The organism is Bradyrhizobium sp. LHD-71 (genome assembly GCF_031157255.1).
GTDB lineage: Bacteria > Pseudomonadota > Alphaproteobacteria > Rhizobiales > Xanthobacteraceae > P52-10.
Window position 1 is genome coordinate 16299 of sequence record NZ_JAVIFX010000025.1, and the last position, 14715, is coordinate 31013.

10 protein-coding genes are annotated in these 14715 nt (G+C 61.4%); 6 read left to right on the forward strand and 4 right to left on the reverse strand.

Annotated features, from left to right (window positions below):
* Window positions 1–77: 77 nt before the first annotated feature.
* Window positions 78–1085 carry a tripartite tricarboxylate transporter substrate binding protein gene (locus tag RCO31_RS24730; RefSeq protein WP_308971237.1) on the reverse strand — a complete coding sequence of 336 codons (1008 nt, stop codon included), beginning with the start codon at window positions 1083–1085 and terminating at the stop codon, window positions 78–80.
* Window positions 1086–1136: 51 nt separating this feature from the next.
* Complete coding sequence (locus tag RCO31_RS24735) at window positions 1137–2489, reverse strand: aminotransferase class III-fold pyridoxal phosphate-dependent enzyme (RefSeq protein WP_308971238.1); 1353 nt, start codon at window positions 2487–2489, stop codon at window positions 1137–1139.
* A 238-nt stretch (window positions 2490–2727) separates the two neighbouring features.
* On the opposite strand from RCO31_RS24735, the gene RCO31_RS24740 reads away from it, so the two are divergent.
* The 4 genes from RCO31_RS24740 to RCO31_RS24755 all read left to right on the forward strand — a co-directional run bounded on the left by RCO31_RS24740 (window position 2728) and on the right by RCO31_RS24755 (window position 8822).
* On the forward strand, window positions 2728–4437 hold the full coding sequence (locus RCO31_RS24740) for an ABC transporter substrate-binding protein (RefSeq protein ID WP_308971239.1): 1710 nt from the start codon (window positions 2728–2730) through the stop codon (window positions 4435–4437).
* A 109-nt stretch (window positions 4438–4546) separates the two neighbouring features.
* On the forward strand, window positions 4547–6259 hold the full coding sequence (locus RCO31_RS24745) for an ABC transporter substrate-binding protein (protein ID WP_308971240.1): 1713 nt from the start codon (window positions 4547–4549) through the stop codon (window positions 6257–6259).
* A 191-nt stretch (window positions 6260–6450) separates the two neighbouring features.
* Window positions 6451–7638 (forward strand): iron-containing alcohol dehydrogenase, encoded by a 1188-nt coding sequence (locus tag RCO31_RS24750; RefSeq protein WP_308971241.1) that lies wholly within the window; start codon window positions 6451–6453, stop codon window positions 7636–7638.
* Window positions 7639–7829: 191 nt separating this feature from the next.
* Window positions 7830–8822, forward strand: coding sequence for a right-handed parallel beta-helix repeat-containing protein (locus RCO31_RS24755; RefSeq protein ID WP_308971242.1), 993 nt, complete (start codon window positions 7830–7832; stop codon window positions 8820–8822).
* An 18-nt stretch (window positions 8823–8840) separates the two neighbouring features.
* On the opposite strand, the gene RCO31_RS24760 is transcribed toward RCO31_RS24755, so the two are convergent.
* Both RCO31_RS24760 and RCO31_RS24765 read right to left on the reverse strand, forming a co-directional pair.
* Window positions 8841–10412 (reverse strand): radical SAM protein, encoded by a 1572-nt coding sequence (locus tag RCO31_RS24760; RefSeq protein WP_308971243.1) that lies wholly within the window; start codon window positions 10410–10412, stop codon window positions 8841–8843.
* Window positions 10413–10635: 223 nt separating this feature from the next.
* Window positions 10636–11394, reverse strand: a complete 759-nt coding sequence (locus RCO31_RS24765; RefSeq protein ID WP_308971244.1) for a VOC family protein — start codon at window positions 11392–11394, stop codon at window positions 10636–10638.
* 152 nt (window positions 11395–11546) lie between these two features.
* On the opposite strand from RCO31_RS24765, the gene RCO31_RS24770 reads away from it, so the two are divergent.
* Together RCO31_RS24770 and RCO31_RS24775 are read left to right on the forward strand one after the other, a co-directional pair.
* Window positions 11547–13034 carry an amidase gene (locus RCO31_RS24770; protein ID WP_308971245.1) on the forward strand — a complete coding sequence of 496 codons (1488 nt, stop codon included), beginning with the start codon at window positions 11547–11549 and terminating at the stop codon, window positions 13032–13034.
* Window positions 13035–13409: 375 nt separating this feature from the next.
* Window positions 13410–14555 (forward strand): ABC transporter substrate-binding protein, encoded by a 1146-nt coding sequence (locus RCO31_RS24775; RefSeq protein ID WP_308971246.1) that lies wholly within the window; start codon window positions 13410–13412, stop codon window positions 14553–14555.
* The last annotated feature ends 160 nt before the right edge of the window (window positions 14556–14715 follow it).

The window sequence follows — 14715 nt, forward strand, 5'->3', positions numbered from 1 at the left end:
CTCCTATCAGGAACGCATTGTCTTCCTGACCAGCGTCACCAGGGCAGACCCGGTGACGCCAGGAAGGACGATGCGCCCTACTCCGGCTGGATCTTTGCGAACTCGATCGCCTTCTTCCACTTGGCGTTTTCGTCGGCCATCAACTTCGCCATATCGTCCGGCGAGCCGCCGACCGGATCGGCGCCGAGCTTGCGCATCCGTTCGATCATGGCAGCGTCGGCCATGTAGGTGTTGCAGCTCTTGTTCACCTTGGCGATGATCTCGGGCGGGGTCTTCGCCGGCGCCGCGATCGTGAACCACGAGGATGCCTCGTAGCCCGGAACGCCGGCTTCGGCGACGGTCGGAACGTCCGGCATCAGCGGCCAGCGCTTCGCTGTGGTGACGGCCAGGGCCCGCAGCTTGCCCGCCTCGACATGCGGCTGCACCGCGGGCAGATTGTCGAGCGACATCTCAACGCGGCCGGCGATCACGTCGGTGATCGCCAGCGCGCTGCCTCGATACGGCACATGCGTAAGGTCGATACCGGCCATCGATTTCAGAAGCTCCGTCGAAACGTGGCCGGTGCTGCCGTTGCCCGGCGACGCATAAGAAAGCTTGCCCGGATTGGCCTTGGCCAGCGCGATGAACTCGGCGAGCGTCTTCGCCTTGATGTCCGGATTGATCGAAATCAGGTTCGGCACCCGCGCGATCACGATCACCGGAGCGAGATCCTTCACGCCGTCGAACGGCTGGTTCTTGTAGATGTACTGGTTGATGACATGCGGCCCCGGCGTGCCGATGACGAAGGTGTAACCGTCCGGATCGGACTTCGCCGCCGCATCGGCGCCGATATTGCCGCCGGCGCCCGCCTTGTTCTCGACGATGAACTGCTGGCCGTATTCCTCGGACAGCTTCTGCGCCATCAGCCGGCCAAGGATGTCGGTGGTGCCACCTGCTGCAAACGGAACGATGACCCTGACAAACTTATTCGGCCACTGGCCCTGCGCCGAGGCCCTGCCGATGAAGGGCAGCGAGAGCGCGGCGGCGCCCCCCGCGAGCACGGCACGGCGGCTCGGATTGGACACGGGTTTGCGATCGAAGCGCATTAAAGTCTCCTGCAATTTCTGATTGTTATAGCGGATTGTTATAGCGGTCGGTCAGCCGCGGTTGCGGCGTAAACTCGTGGCGTCTGTAGCAAACAACGCCGACCGCCGCTTGAGAAATTGGTCGAATGCTGACGCAAAAGCGTCGCAGGCCGTGTCCCCGATCTCGAAGGACAGCGCCGCCATGCCCCGCCGGGCCAGGTAGATGCCCTGCTCCAGCAGGTCAAAGAACAGCAGTTCCTTAATTCGCTGGTCCTGCCCGGTAATATCCGCGTTGGAGCGGACCGGACCTTCGACCCCATGAATGGTGAAGAGCGAGCCGATTCCGGTCACGCACAGGGGGGCGCGATGCTCTTTGCAGAGCGCCTGCAGCCGGGCCCGCAAGGCATCGCCACGCGCATTGGCGGCGTCGAGCGCCTCCTGCGTGACCACTCGGCTCATCGCCGCAATCCCGGCCGACATGGTCAGCACGTTGTTGTTGAACGTGCCGGCATGACCAAGGGCACCGGGCGTTCGCGGATCGAACCGCCGCATCAAATCAGCGCGGCCGCCAAATGCGCCGAACGACATGCCGCCCGCGACATACTTGCCGAGCGTCATCAGATCGGGTCGGATGCCGTAGCGCGTCTGCAGCCCGCCCGGCGCAAGCCGCGAGGTCATGACCTCATCAAACACGAGCAGCGCTCCGACTTTCTCGGTCTCCCTGCGCAGCGTCGACAGAAACTCCTGCTCGGCCGGAATGCAGCCGCCGGACCCTTGCATCGGCTCGACGATCACGGCAGCAAGATCGGCGCCATGCTGAGCGATCAACCGCGCCGCCGCGGCTGCATCGTTGTAGGGCGCAAACACCCAGTCGAACGGTGCGTTGACCTGATTGACCGCATCCTTGAAGACGAAGACCGAGCCGTGATAGCCGCCGTCGAACGCCATCACCTTCTTGCGATCGGTGGCAATCCGCGCAAGCGTCAGCGCCAAGAGCGTCGCCTCGGTGCCGGAGTTGGTGAAGCGCAGCAGCTCCATCGCCGGAAACCGCTCAGCGACAAGCTTCGCAAACTCCGCCTCGACGCGCGTGTGACCCGACAGACTCAGGCCGCTGTCTATAGCCGACTTGATCGCCTCGACGATGATGGGGTTCGAATGCCCGGCGAGGCCCGCGGTGTATTCGCCCATGAAATCGAAATAGCGGTGCCCGTCGGCGTCGAACACTTCGCAGCCCGCGCCGCGGACGACCGTCAGCGGGAAAGGCTCATAGAACAGCACGGTGCGGGTGTTGCCGCCGGGCATGACCTCGGCCGCCTGAGCATGCTGTTTCGCGCTGTTCGGGTTGCGCGCAACGTAGGCAGCGCGTGCGTCGCTGACGGCATCGTCAAGCGCGGCATCAGCGATCAGATTTTCGGCAACGCTCATCGCTGTTCCTTGACCCTTGCGGCTTGGCCGAAGGATGCAATGAACGCGCGCGCAACGCAATCGCGGCCGCCCTCTTCCGCGGTGCGAAACACGTTGACTGCCTGACATTTCGACTGCGACATCTTGCCGGTCACCGCCACCCGCAGGCTCTTCCTCGTGATAGCGCGAGGCCGTAGTGTTCCAAAAAATGCCGCTCATCAACGAGCGGCCGAGCAAAGCTCACATACGGGAGGGATCGATGACTGCCACGCGGCTTCGCTGGTTCAGGGTTGGTGTGCTCAGCGCCTCTATGGCGCTGTCCGGCGCCACCTTCGCGCAAACGGCCGAAAAACCGCAATATGGCGGCACTCTGGAAATCGCAACGATTTTCCCGACGCTCTCCGCTCTCAGTTGGGACCACAAGGACTGGCCGTGGAAGATCAATCACGACGCGGGCGGGATTTACGAACAACTGCTCGTTGCGGATCTCTCCAAGGGCAGGCGCGCGGGCGGCAGGCATAATTTCACGGCGGACGCGTGGATTCCGACCGATGCCATCAAGGGCGAACTGGCCGAAAGCTGGGAGGTGCAGAAGGAACCGCTCGCTGCGATCTTCAAACTGAAGAAGGGCATCATGTTTCCGGCCAAGCCCGGCGTGATGGAATCCCGAGAGCTGACCGCCGACGATGTCATCTTCAGCTGGTACTATCGCTACAACAGCCCGCGACGGCAGGCGGGACTTAACGATGAGTTCAGCAAGGTCGCTGCGCTCGATCGCTATACGGTCGCCTTCTATATGAGCCAGTACATGGCCGACTGGCCGTATCGTCTGGGCTATGGCTACAATTCGTCGATCATGCCGAAGGAGGTCGTCGACGCCGATACTGGCGCAGGCGACTGGAAGAACCTCAACGGCACCGGCCCTTTCATGATCACCGACTACGTACCTGGCAACTCGCACACCTATGCCAGGCGGCCGGACTACTGGGACAAGGAGAAGATCAGCGAGGCGGAGTACAAGCTGCCATTCGTCGACAAGCTCGTCTATCGCGTCATCAAGGACGACTCCACGCGCGTGACAGCGTTCCGCACCGGCAAGCTCGACATCATGGAAACCGTCAGCTGGGAGAACATGGAAGCGCTCAAGAAGGCCACGCCCGACATCAAATACAAGGAATGGGTGAGCTCCTACGGCACCATGATGGTGCTGCGCACCGACCAGAAGCCTTTCGACGACATTCGGGTCCGCCGCGCGCTCAACATGGCGATCAACAAGGACGAGATCGTCAAGTCGTTTTACAACGGCAACGCGGAACTGTTCGCCTATCCGATGCATCCCGACTACAAGGGCTACTACGAGCCGCTCAGCGCCATGCCCGCATCGGTGAAGGAGCTATTCACCTACGATCCCGCGAAGGCCAAGAAGCTGCTCACGGAAGCCGGCTATCCGAACGGCTTCTCCTTCAAGGTCCAGGTGACGTCGAACAACACGACGCACATGGACTTGCTGCCGCTGATTGCCGCATATCTCGAGCAGGTCGGCGTCAAGCTCGAGATCCAGCCGATGGAGTACGCCTCCTTCCTGTCCGTGATGAGCAATAAGACGCACGCGGCGGGCTATTTCATGAACATCGGCCACAGCAACCCGCTGACCGCAATCCGCAAGAACTTCATCACCGGCCAGCGCTGGAATCCGTCGATGTGGTCGGATCCCGCATTCGACAAGAAGATGGACACGGTCGATCAGGAGCCGGATGAAGACAAGCGCAAGGCCATGATCCGAGAGATGACTCGCGAGATCCTCGACAAGGCGCCGCATATCTGGTTGCCGACGGCGAAAAGCCACACGGTCTGGTGGCCGTGGGTGAAGAACTATGGCGGCGAGCACACCGCAGGCGCGGTGCGGCCCTGGCCGATCTACTCGCGTATCTGGATCGATCAGGACCTGAAGAAAAAAATGGGATACTAGTGCAGCGGACCTGGCGTCCGCTCGCTGCGTGACCGCAGCCGCGGGCCGGTTCCGACCGGCCAATAAGCCGCCGCCAAGAGGGCCGGCGGCCCTTACGGAGGAGTTCTGAATGCCGCTCGATCGCTGGTTCAAGGCCGGTGCGCTTGGCGCCGCCCTGCTGGTGTCTTCCAACCTGCTATCGTCCAACACGCTCGCCCAGACGGCCGAGAAACCGCAATATGGCGGCACGCTGGAAGTCTCGACCATCTTCGCGGCGCTCTCGGCGCTGAGCTGGGATCACAAGGATTGGCCATGGAAGATCAACCACGATGCCGGAGGCATGTACGAGCAGCTTCTGACGGCCGACCTCACAAAGGCAAAGAGAAACGGCGGTCCGCACGCGTTCACCGCCGACTCGTGGCTGCCGACTGACGCGATCAAGGGTGAACTGGCTGAAAGCTGGACGATCCAGGACAATCCGCTGGCGATCGTCTTCAAGCTGAAGAAGGGCATCATGTTTCCGGCAAAGGCCGGCGTGATGGAGGCCCGGGAGCTGACCGCAGACGACGTCGTGTTCAGCTACTACTATCGCTTCAACAGCCCGCGCCGGATCGACGGGGTTCTCGACGAGATCACCAAGGTCGAGGCGATCGACAAGCACACCGTCGCCTTCCATCTCAGCAAGTATATGGCCGACTGGCCATATCGCATCGGCTACGGCCACAACTCCTCGATCATGCCGAAGGAGGTCGCAGATGCCGGCGCGGCGGATTGGAAGAACGCCACCGGAACCGGCCCGTTCGTGCTGGAGAACTACGTCTCGGGCAACTCGCACAGCTACGTCAGGCGGCCGGACTACTGGGACAATGAGAAGGTCGGCGAGGCTGAGCTCAAACTGCCGTTCGTCGACAAGGTCGTTTTCCGCATCATCAGGGACGACTCGACACGCGTGACCGCTTTCCGCACCGGCAAGCTCGACATCATGGAAGTGGTGCGCTGGGAGGACAAGGAAACGCTCAAGAAGGCGAACCCCGCCATCAAGTTCTCGGACTGGGTCTCTTCCTACGGCACCATGCTGGTGCTGCGCACCGACCAGAAGCCGTTCAATGACGTCCGCGTCCGCCGCGCACTGAACATGGCGGTCAACAAGCAGGAGATCGTCAAGAGCTTCTACAACGACAATGCCGAGCTGTTCGCCTACCCGATGCATCCGGACTTCGCCGGCTACTATGAACCGCTGAGCGCGATGCCGGAGTCGGTGAAAGAGCTGTTCACTTACAATCCGGACAAGGCCAAGAAGCTGCTCGCAGAGGCTGGGTATCCGAACGGGTTCAGTTTCAAGGTGCAGGTTTCGTCGAGCAGCACCGTGCTGATGGACCTGCTGCCGCTAATGTCGGCCTATCTCGAGCAGATCGGCGTCAAGATTGAAATTCAGCCGATGGAATACACGTCATTCCTGTCGGTGATGACGACGAAGTCGCACGCAGCCGGCTACCTCATGCAGATCGGCCACACCACGCCGCTGCTGGCGCTGCGCAAGAACTTCGTCACCGGCCAGCGCTGGAATCCGTCGATGTGGGCCGATCCGGAGTTCGACAAGAAAATGGAGGCGGCTGACGAGGAACGCGACGAGGAGAAGCGCAAGGCGATGGTTCGTGCGTTGACCCGCGAGATCCTCGACAAGGCGCCGCACATCTGGATGCCGACGCCCAAGTCCTCGACCGCCTGGTGGCCATGGGTGAAGAACTACAACGGCGAATTGACCGCCGGCGCGGTGCGGCCGTGGCCGATCTACTCGCGTGTCTGGATCGACCAGGACCTGAAGAAGAAGATGGGGTACTGAGAGAAGCTCCCGTCATTGCGAGGCATAGCCGTTCGAAGAACGGCGTCGCTTCGCTCGCCTGTGGCAACGAAGCAATCCAGCGCGGCATTTGACGCAACTCAGACTGGATTGCTTCGCTTCGCTCGCAATGACGCAGTTAACGTTCTTTGCTGCATCATCGCGGGCCAAAACCAACAAACCGGGAGCGCACCATGCCCGACAAACCATCCGAATCGCTGACGCCCGGCATCCAGCGCAACTTCCTGCAGGAGCGCGTCGTTCACGGCCGGCCCGTGGCCGACGTGATCGTCGAGGAGGCGCAGAAGCTCGGCAAGTCGCGCGTCTTCATCACCACCAGCGGCTCGCTCTCGGGCGACAACGCCCTGCCCCATGAGATCGGCCGTGCGCTCGGCGACAAGTTCGCAGGTCTCTATTCCGGTGTCACTGCGCATACGCCGCGCAGTTGCGTGATCGAGGGCGCGGTGGCTGCACGCGCGGCAAACGCCGATCTCCTCGTTGCCGTCGGCGGCGGTTCGGTCGTGGACGCGACCAAGGCGATGCTCCTGTGCCTGTGGCACGGGCTGAAGGATCAGAAGGAAATGGACGCCTACCGCGGCGGACGGCAAGGCGATCCGAGTCACTGGCCCGCGGATGCGGCGAGCCGGATTCGCATGCTGGCGGTCCCGACCATGTTCTCGGCAGCCGAGTTTACCTGGTATGCAGGCGTCACCGACCCGGCGCGACTGGTGAAGGAATCCTTCGCCAACCCGCTGTTCGTGCCACAGGTGGTGGTGCTGGATCCGGCCGCCACCCTCGCCTCGCCGATCCCGAACCTGTTCGCGACCGGCATGAAGGCCGTCGATCACGCCGTCGAACGCCTCTGCGCGCTGGAGGCGCCGCCGCTGGCCGACGCCGCATCGGTTTCCGCACTGAAGCTGCTCCACACGTCGCTGCCGCAGCTCGGCGGCGCCGGGGACAACCTGAAACTGCGAATGGACTGCCAGTTCGGCATGTGGCTGTCGATTTTCGGCGGCACCAGCGGCGTGCCCGTGGGAGCCAGTCACGCCATCGGCCACGTGATCGGCGGCTACGGCGTGCCGCACGGCCACACCACCGGCGTCTGCCTGCCGTCGGTGCTGCGCTGGAACTACGATGTGAATGCCGCACGCCAGGCGCATGCGGGCGCCGTCATCGGCGTCGCAGGCGACAAGCTCGCCGACGCGATTCTCGCCTTTGCCACAAAGCTTGGCGTGCCGACGCGGCTGCGCGACGTCGGCATCAAGCGCGATCAGCTCGACGACATCGCCGCAAAGTCGCTGCGCGATCCTCCGATGAAGACCAATCCGAAGCCGGTGACCACGACGGGACAGGTGATGGAGATCCTTGAACTGGCTTGGTGAAGTCGGTCAGCGCGGGCACTTGCATTGTCACACCGTTTTAGACAGATCGACTTGACCAATGGGATTGGGACACCCTATCGTCCTGTTCGTAAGTAGTCGCCTCCGTCGCGAATCAGTAAGCAAAGTAATCTCGGCGCATCCGCTGGATTCTCGCTTCTTTCACCAAGCATCGGGCAAGCGCGCGAGCTTACATGACGATCAGAGCTGCTCTTGGTTTAGTTCTAGTCGCGATCGCCCCACTCGGTGCTGCGGCCCAGACGGACGACACTACCTATCTGCAGCATATCGTAGAGGCCAACGGGGTGATCCCACCCGGCCGTTACTACTTCCGCAGCATCACGGTTGATCGTGATAACGTCGTGATACGCGGCAGCGGCAAGGAAAATACGTGGTTAGTGCAGTTGCCGGCAAGTGACACCAACGCGATCACATGTCACAAGGCGCAGCATGTAGCGATCGATAGCCTGTCCCTCGACGGCAATCGATCGGTCCAAGGCGCAGGCAGCGGCATCGTTTTTGATAACTGCGCTAATTTCCAGGTGCGCAACGTGAATCTCGTCAACATTCACGGCAACGGCGTTACCGCACAAAGAGGATCGTCAAATGGATCCTTCGAAAATGTGGAGGGGCTGAATATCGGATACCATTTGCTCTCTATATCCGAGTCGCCTCAGACGCGGATTGGCTACCTTAGCGGACGCGAGATTGCATCCGCAGTCATCAATCTGGCAGCCAGTCCAAACTCCACCCTGGGACAAATTGTTGGACAAAATACCGCACCCAACGACAGCGGCTATGGAGGCATGAAGGTCAGCAACGCGTCTGACGGTACGGTAATTGGATCAATTCACATGATCGGATTTCCGCGCGGCTTGTTCATTAAAGACTCAAGTAACGTCGTCATTGGGCATCTCCGCGTTGCGAACATCGGCTATCAGTGCGTTCTGATTCAGGCCGAGGCCGAAGGCGGTCGCGCAGACAACAATGTCATTCTTGGTGGTCTCGCACAGGATTGCGGCCTTCTGCAAAAGGGCCTACCCGGCATTCACTTCTCAAAACAACCAGACTCGCAAAGTGCATCCGGCAATCGGGTGAGAAATCTGGAAGTCCGAGATAGTCAAGGACGCCTCGGCAGCCTTTGGCTCGATGAACCGCAAAGTAACGGAAATGCCGTCACTCCGTAACCTATCGACGGATGCGGCTCAAAATAGCATGTAGGCCATTTCCCCTTGTTGCCTTACGCCTCCGAAAGATAATCCAGTTCCTTCTGGGGCGCAGCGAATGGCAATCGCGTTCGCAACGTCTGATGCGGATGATCGAACAGTCAAGGCATATTCGCGTCCGATTTCTAAGGTCGTCTTCGGAACGTCGACCGTCACCCACGCATTGTCTTCAAGCGCCGCCGCATTGATCGTGGAGCGAACGATAGGACCTTTCGGCCCTTCGATGCTGACATGCAGGTCGCAAGAGTTATGCCTTTGATACGTTCCAGCGACAAATCTAATCCGTGAAATCGAGGCACGCCTTGCGACAAAAGTTTGAGCGGCATGCCGCTTGCGAGATACGGGTCCAATGTAGTTGTCCTGCCGCAACTGCATCGCGAACGGAATCGATACTTCCTCCTCCAGAAGTCGATTCCAGCAGCCAAGATGCGCAAGATACGCTGAGATCATTCCCATAATTTCGTTCCGGTTAGAGCGGAAATCGCTTGCCGCGAGATCCCGCCAAACCCGAATAAGCTTCTCCACATGCTTAGGACTGAATAGATTATTCTCGGCGAAGAACTCTGGCTGGCCCATAACGACCAACTTCTGGAATTCAACCTCGTCTGCCCCCAGCAATCGTGCGTTCTCGAGAAAGCTTGCCACACCATCGTGAGTGTGCACGCCCAGAATGGTGTTCATCTTGATAATCGGATACGTCGCGTTGCGCCTAGCTTTCGCAGTTTGAACGTTCTCGAGGCTGCGTCGAACACGATCAAGCGACCCGCTGACGCGCGTGCGCGCGTAGACCTCAGGATCAAAGCTGTCGATCGAGAAGGCGATGATGTCGATGAAGGGATATTGGAGAAGGTGGTCTGCCCATTGTCGCGAGAGGTGCTGACCATTCGTCGTGATAGTGACTTTGATCGTGTCGGCCGCAACCTCCGCCATGTCGGCGAGAACGCGAACTAGCGGATTTTCGTCAAACGGGATGTCGAACAATTCTCCGCCGACCAGATCGACCCGCGCGACGAACGGATAAACCTCCTTCACTCGATCCAGCACAAGGGAATCTATAATATTGATAGTAGGTTTCTTTTGATTAGCTGGGATAACACCGAAGCAGCACATCGGGCATCGCAACGAACAATAGTTGAAAAGTTGCAGTGACAACGTCGAGGGAAAGGTCGAGACAACGGACCGATGTGCTTCGATATCGCGTTCGATCAACAAGAGATTTTCGGCATACGAACGCGGAGGCCGACCTGGGGGCTGGGTCGAAGCATGACGCCGCGAGATGCAAGATACCGCTTCCGGGGGGCTATCGAAGTATTTGACGTATTCATCCGGCTTCTTGCTCGTCAGCAAGCAACAGGTCGGCGGACAACCAGAGGAAAAATAGTGACCGCCAAGAATCAGCGAACGCGCTTCCTCAACGGGTTTGGAATTCCAGAATGATCGAAAATCTTGCTGGCGCAGATTGCCCTTGGCCTTGGTCCGCCCGCAATAACTAACCGTACCGTCGTTCCAGACAAAAAGCCCATTCCAGGGAGCATTGCAGACAAGGGACATGAGGGCACCGTGTTGCTAGCAGCCGCCGACTCGAATACTCTCGCGTGTGCTATATGTATCATACAATTCGCGTTTAGTCAGACTACAATCGTTTTCGCTACGGATCCGCCGGCACAAAACTTCGAGCGCGGCGCAATCAATTGATCCAAGATTTCGAACCGAATCAGATGCCAACTGACCGGGCATCCATTGCATTGGATGCAGTGTGGACCGCTTCCTCGCCCTAATCGCGCACGTGGTGGACCGCAATCGAAAGGTCCGCGCCGTGTGTCTGCTTCAGATCGAGCGCCTTGGCGGTTGGTCCGCGCAGGACCAGCGACATCGGGCCCTCTCCGCGCCGCGTGACATGGGTACGCGCCGCGGCGTCGTCCGCGAGTTCGAATGGCGTCGTCCCGATGGCCACGCTAGCACCGCCATTGACCTCTCGGACCGCCTCAGGACCGGCCAGCGCTGCGTAACGCGCGGCGCTCTTCGCGACGTCGCTCACGGCAACCTTCACCGAGGCAATGCCGGTTACGCCGTTGGCGTGCGTGCGCATGTCGCCTTCCGGGACGCGCAACGTCCGCGGCGTGACGTCGCCACACCAGAACGGCAGGTCCGTCGTTTTCGGGCGCACGACCTGCCAGTCGAGCCGTGCACCGTCGGGGCGTAGCCGGCCGCCGGCGGTCGGACCGTTGAGGTCGAGCCCGCGGCCGCGCGCGGCTGCAAGGTCACGCTCGATGCTTTCCGGCAACAATGCAAAGTCGACCAGTCCCTCGCCAGCCCTGGACAACACGTGCCACCAGCGCACCTCAGGCGCCGGTTCCCGGTAGGCGATCAATTCGAAATAGGATCCGTCGGCGAAAATCACCAGCGCGTTGTGCGAAACGCCGCCGTGATGCACCCCGCCCGGATAGACTGTGAAACCCAACGCACGATAACCGGCGACCGCCGCTTCGAGGTCCGCTACGGCGATGACCACGTGATCGAGAGAGAATGCCATGCTCCAATTCCTGCCGAAGATCCAAGTCCTGCCGAGAGAGAAGCGCAGATCGTTGCCCGCAGTCTTGCGAGTGACACGATAACTGCGCATGATCGGCAGATCATCCAATCAAAAGCGTCCGCAGACAAGATGCTGGATCGGGGAGCAAAGCCGTGGCTGGATCGCAATGGGCCTTCAAGACCGCATCTGAAACCGCAGCAGCGCTGGCTGCGAAAGACGTCTCGGCTGTCGAGCTGACGCAAGCGACTATCGATCGCATCGAGAAGTACGACGGTCATGTCAACGCGATTTGCGTGCGTGATTTTTCCCGCGCGCTTGAGGCGGCCCGCGCGGCCGATGCAGCGATCGCACGCGGCGAGCAAGGGCCGCTCACCGGCCTTCCGATGACGATCAAGGAATCCTACAACCTCGCAGGCACGCCGACGACGTGGGGCTTCGTCCCGCAGAAGGACTTCATCCCGCGGGATGACGCACTCGCGGTTCAGCGCGTCAAGGCGGCAGGCGCAGTGATCGTCGGCAAGACCAACGTCCCGCTCGGGCTGGGCGACTGGCAAAGCTACAACGCCATCTACGGCGTCACCAACAATCCCTACGATGTCACCCGTACGCCCGGCGGCTCGTCCGGCGGTTCGGCCGCGGCGCTGGCGGCAGGTTACGGCCCGCTATCGCTCGGCTCGGATATCGGCGGTTCGTTGCGCTCGCCCGCCCATTATTGCGGCGTCTATGCGCACAAGCCGACGCTGCAGATCGTGCCCTCGCGTGGACACACGCCACCGCCCCTTCCGCCGCTGCCTGCGGACCAGGATCTCGCCGTGATCGGGCCGATGGCGCGCTCGGCCGGAGACCTCTCGCTGCTGCTCGACGTCATCGCCGGCCCCGACGAAGTCGACAACGGTATCGCCTACAGGCTCACCTTGCCGGCTGCGCGCCACGCCGATCTCAAGGGATACCGTATCCTCGTGCTCGACACGCATCCACTGCTGCCGACTGCGTCCAGCGTGCGCACCGCGATCGGCGCGCTCGCGGACGGCCTCGCCAGGCAGGGCGCGAAGGTCGAGCGGCAAAGCGACCTGCTGCCCGATCTCGCCAGCGCTGCACGCCTCTATATGCGCCTGTTGCTCTCGTTCCTGGCGATGAGCTTTCCACCCGAGGTGATCGCGCGGGCGCAGAAGGAGGTGCGGGAGCGCGAAACATCGCCGACGCTCGGTCCGAAGGATCTCAGCCTCGCTGCGGAGCGCCAGCAAGGCATCGTGATGAGCCATCGCGACTGGCTTTTCGCCAATGGCGCACGCACCCAGCACCGCGCTCAGTGGCGGGCGTTCTTCAAGAGCTTCGATGCTCTGATCTGTCCAATCATGCCGACGCCAGCCTATCCGCACGATCACTCACCGGACCAGGGCACACGTCTCATCATGATCGACGACACGCCGCATCCCTACTCGGACCAGCTGATCTGGCCCGGCGTCGCCACCATGCCCGGACTGCCGGCAACATCGATCCCGATCGGATTGTCAGCCGACGGATTGCCGATCGGTGTGCAGATCGTCGGGCCGTGGCTCGAGGACCGCACGCCGCTGAGGCTTGCCGAGCTGATCGAGCGCGAATTTGGCGGCTTCGCGCCACCGAAGGGCTTCGACTGAACGACCGCAGAGCCATGAGGTTTTGAGTAGGATGCGAGCGCGCGCGTGGCCTAAGTCCCTCTCTTCGCTAGGAGAGGGTTAGGGTGAGGGGCCGTAGCACGCGCGGTCGCTGTAAAGGTCGAGCTTCGAGACAAAACACCGAAATACCTCCCAAGAGCAGCTGAGCGACACCAACGGTGCTACGCCCCTCACCCCAACCCTCTCTCACCGGGGAGAGCGAGCGCGCCGAGTTCGTTGCGACCTCCGCGGGAACGATATGCGATAGCCTGCCGGGCGTGGAGCTTGCCTCATACCGCTGCCTCTTGATCGAGCGTGACGGCCCCGGCTAGGACAGACCCCAGGGCGCGTCCGCGCCGAAATCAGAGGAAACGATCCATGACCAAGTTGTTGGGCACAGTTACTGCCGCCCTGCTCGGCCTGACTTCGCTGTCCGTCCCCGCCGCCGCGCAGGAGCTCGTCGTCGGTATCACCGTCTCCGCTACCGGGCCGGCCGCGGCACTCGGTATTCCGGAGCGCAATGTTGTGGAGTTCGCCCCGGCAGAGATCGGCGGCGTGAAGATCAAGACCGTCGTGCTCGACGATGCCGGCGATCCGACCGCCGCGACCACCAACGCCCGCCGTCTGCTCACGGAATCGAAGGCCGACATTCTGGTCGGCTCATCAACCACGCCTCCCACTATCGCGGTTTCGACCGTCGCCAATGAGCAGGGCGTGCCGCACTTCGCGCTCGCGCCGATGCCGTTCACGCCGGCACGCGAGAAGTGGACGGTGGTGATGCCACAGCCGGTGCCGATCATGGGCAAGGTGCTCTACGAGCACATGAAGAAGAACAACGTGAAGACGATCGGCTACATCGGCTTCTCCGACAGCTACGGCGATCTCTGGTTGAACGACCTCAAGACCCAGACCGGGCCGATGGGCATGACCATCGTCGCCGAGGAACGTTACGCACGTCCCGACACCTCTGTCGCCGGACAGGTGCTGAAGCTCGTCGCCGCCAAGCCGGACGTGATCCTGATCGGCGCATCGGGCACAGGCGCGGCGCTGCCGCAGGCGGCGCTGCGCGAACGCGGCTATGCCGGGACAATCTACCAGACGCACGGCGCTGCGACCCACGACTTCATCCGCATCGCCGGCAAGGCGGCAGAGGGTGTGATCATGGCGTCAGGGCCGGTGATGGCGCCGGAGGGACAGCACGACCAGGCATTAACGAAGAAGCCGGGCCTCGCACTGAACGCCGTCTACGAGAAAAAGTATGGCGAGAACTCCCGCAACCAGTTCGGTGCGCACATGTACGACGCGTTCGAGGTGATGAAGCGCGTCGTTCCGATCGCGCTGAAGTCGGCCAAGCCCGGCACGCCCGAATTCCGTGAGGCGCTGCGCACGGTGCTGATTTCAGAGAAGGAGATCCCGGCCAGCCAGGGCGTCTACAACTTCACCGAAAAGGACCGCTTCGGCGTCGACGATCGCGCACGCATCCTGCTGACGGTGAAGGATGGCAAGTACGTCGTGGTGAAGTGAAGCCATTGCGAGGAGCAAAGCGACGAAGCAATCCAGTCTGAGGTTGCGGCAACCTCTGTACTGGATTGCTTCGCTACGCTCGCAATGACGGAGTGGCGGTAGCCCGCATGAGCGATATGCGGGAATCCTCGCGACAGACTCAGCCCCGGGTGTCGCTTCG

Excerpts from the sequence above, each read along its gene's own strand:
- RCO31_RS24730 (WP_308971237.1), bottom strand. The coding sequence starts at position 1,085 with ATGCGCTTCGATCGCAAACCCGTGTCCAATCCGAGCCGCCGTGCCGTG.
- RCO31_RS24735 (WP_308971238.1), bottom strand. The coding sequence starts at position 2,489 with ATGAGCGTTGCCGAAAATCTGATCGCTGATGCCGCGCTTGACGATGCC.
- RCO31_RS24740 (WP_308971239.1), top strand. The coding sequence starts at position 2,728 with ATGACTGCCACGCGGCTTCGCTGGTTCAGGGTTGGTGTGCTCAGCGCC.
- RCO31_RS24745 (WP_308971240.1), top strand. The coding sequence starts at position 4,547 with ATGCCGCTCGATCGCTGGTTCAAGGCCGGTGCGCTTGGCGCCGCCCTG.
- RCO31_RS24750 (WP_308971241.1), top strand. The coding sequence starts at position 6,451 with ATGCCCGACAAACCATCCGAATCGCTGACGCCCGGCATCCAGCGCAAC.
- RCO31_RS24755 (WP_308971242.1), top strand. The coding sequence starts at position 7,830 with ATGACGATCAGAGCTGCTCTTGGTTTAGTTCTAGTCGCGATCGCCCCA.
- RCO31_RS24760 (WP_308971243.1), bottom strand. The coding sequence starts at position 10,412 with ATGTCCCTTGTCTGCAATGCTCCCTGGAATGGGCTTTTTGTCTGGAAC.
- RCO31_RS24765 (WP_308971244.1), bottom strand. The coding sequence starts at position 11,394 with ATGGCATTCTCTCTCGATCACGTGGTCATCGCCGTAGCGGACCTCGAA.
- RCO31_RS24775 (WP_308971246.1), top strand. The coding sequence starts at position 13,410 with ATGACCAAGTTGTTGGGCACAGTTACTGCCGCCCTGCTCGGCCTGACT.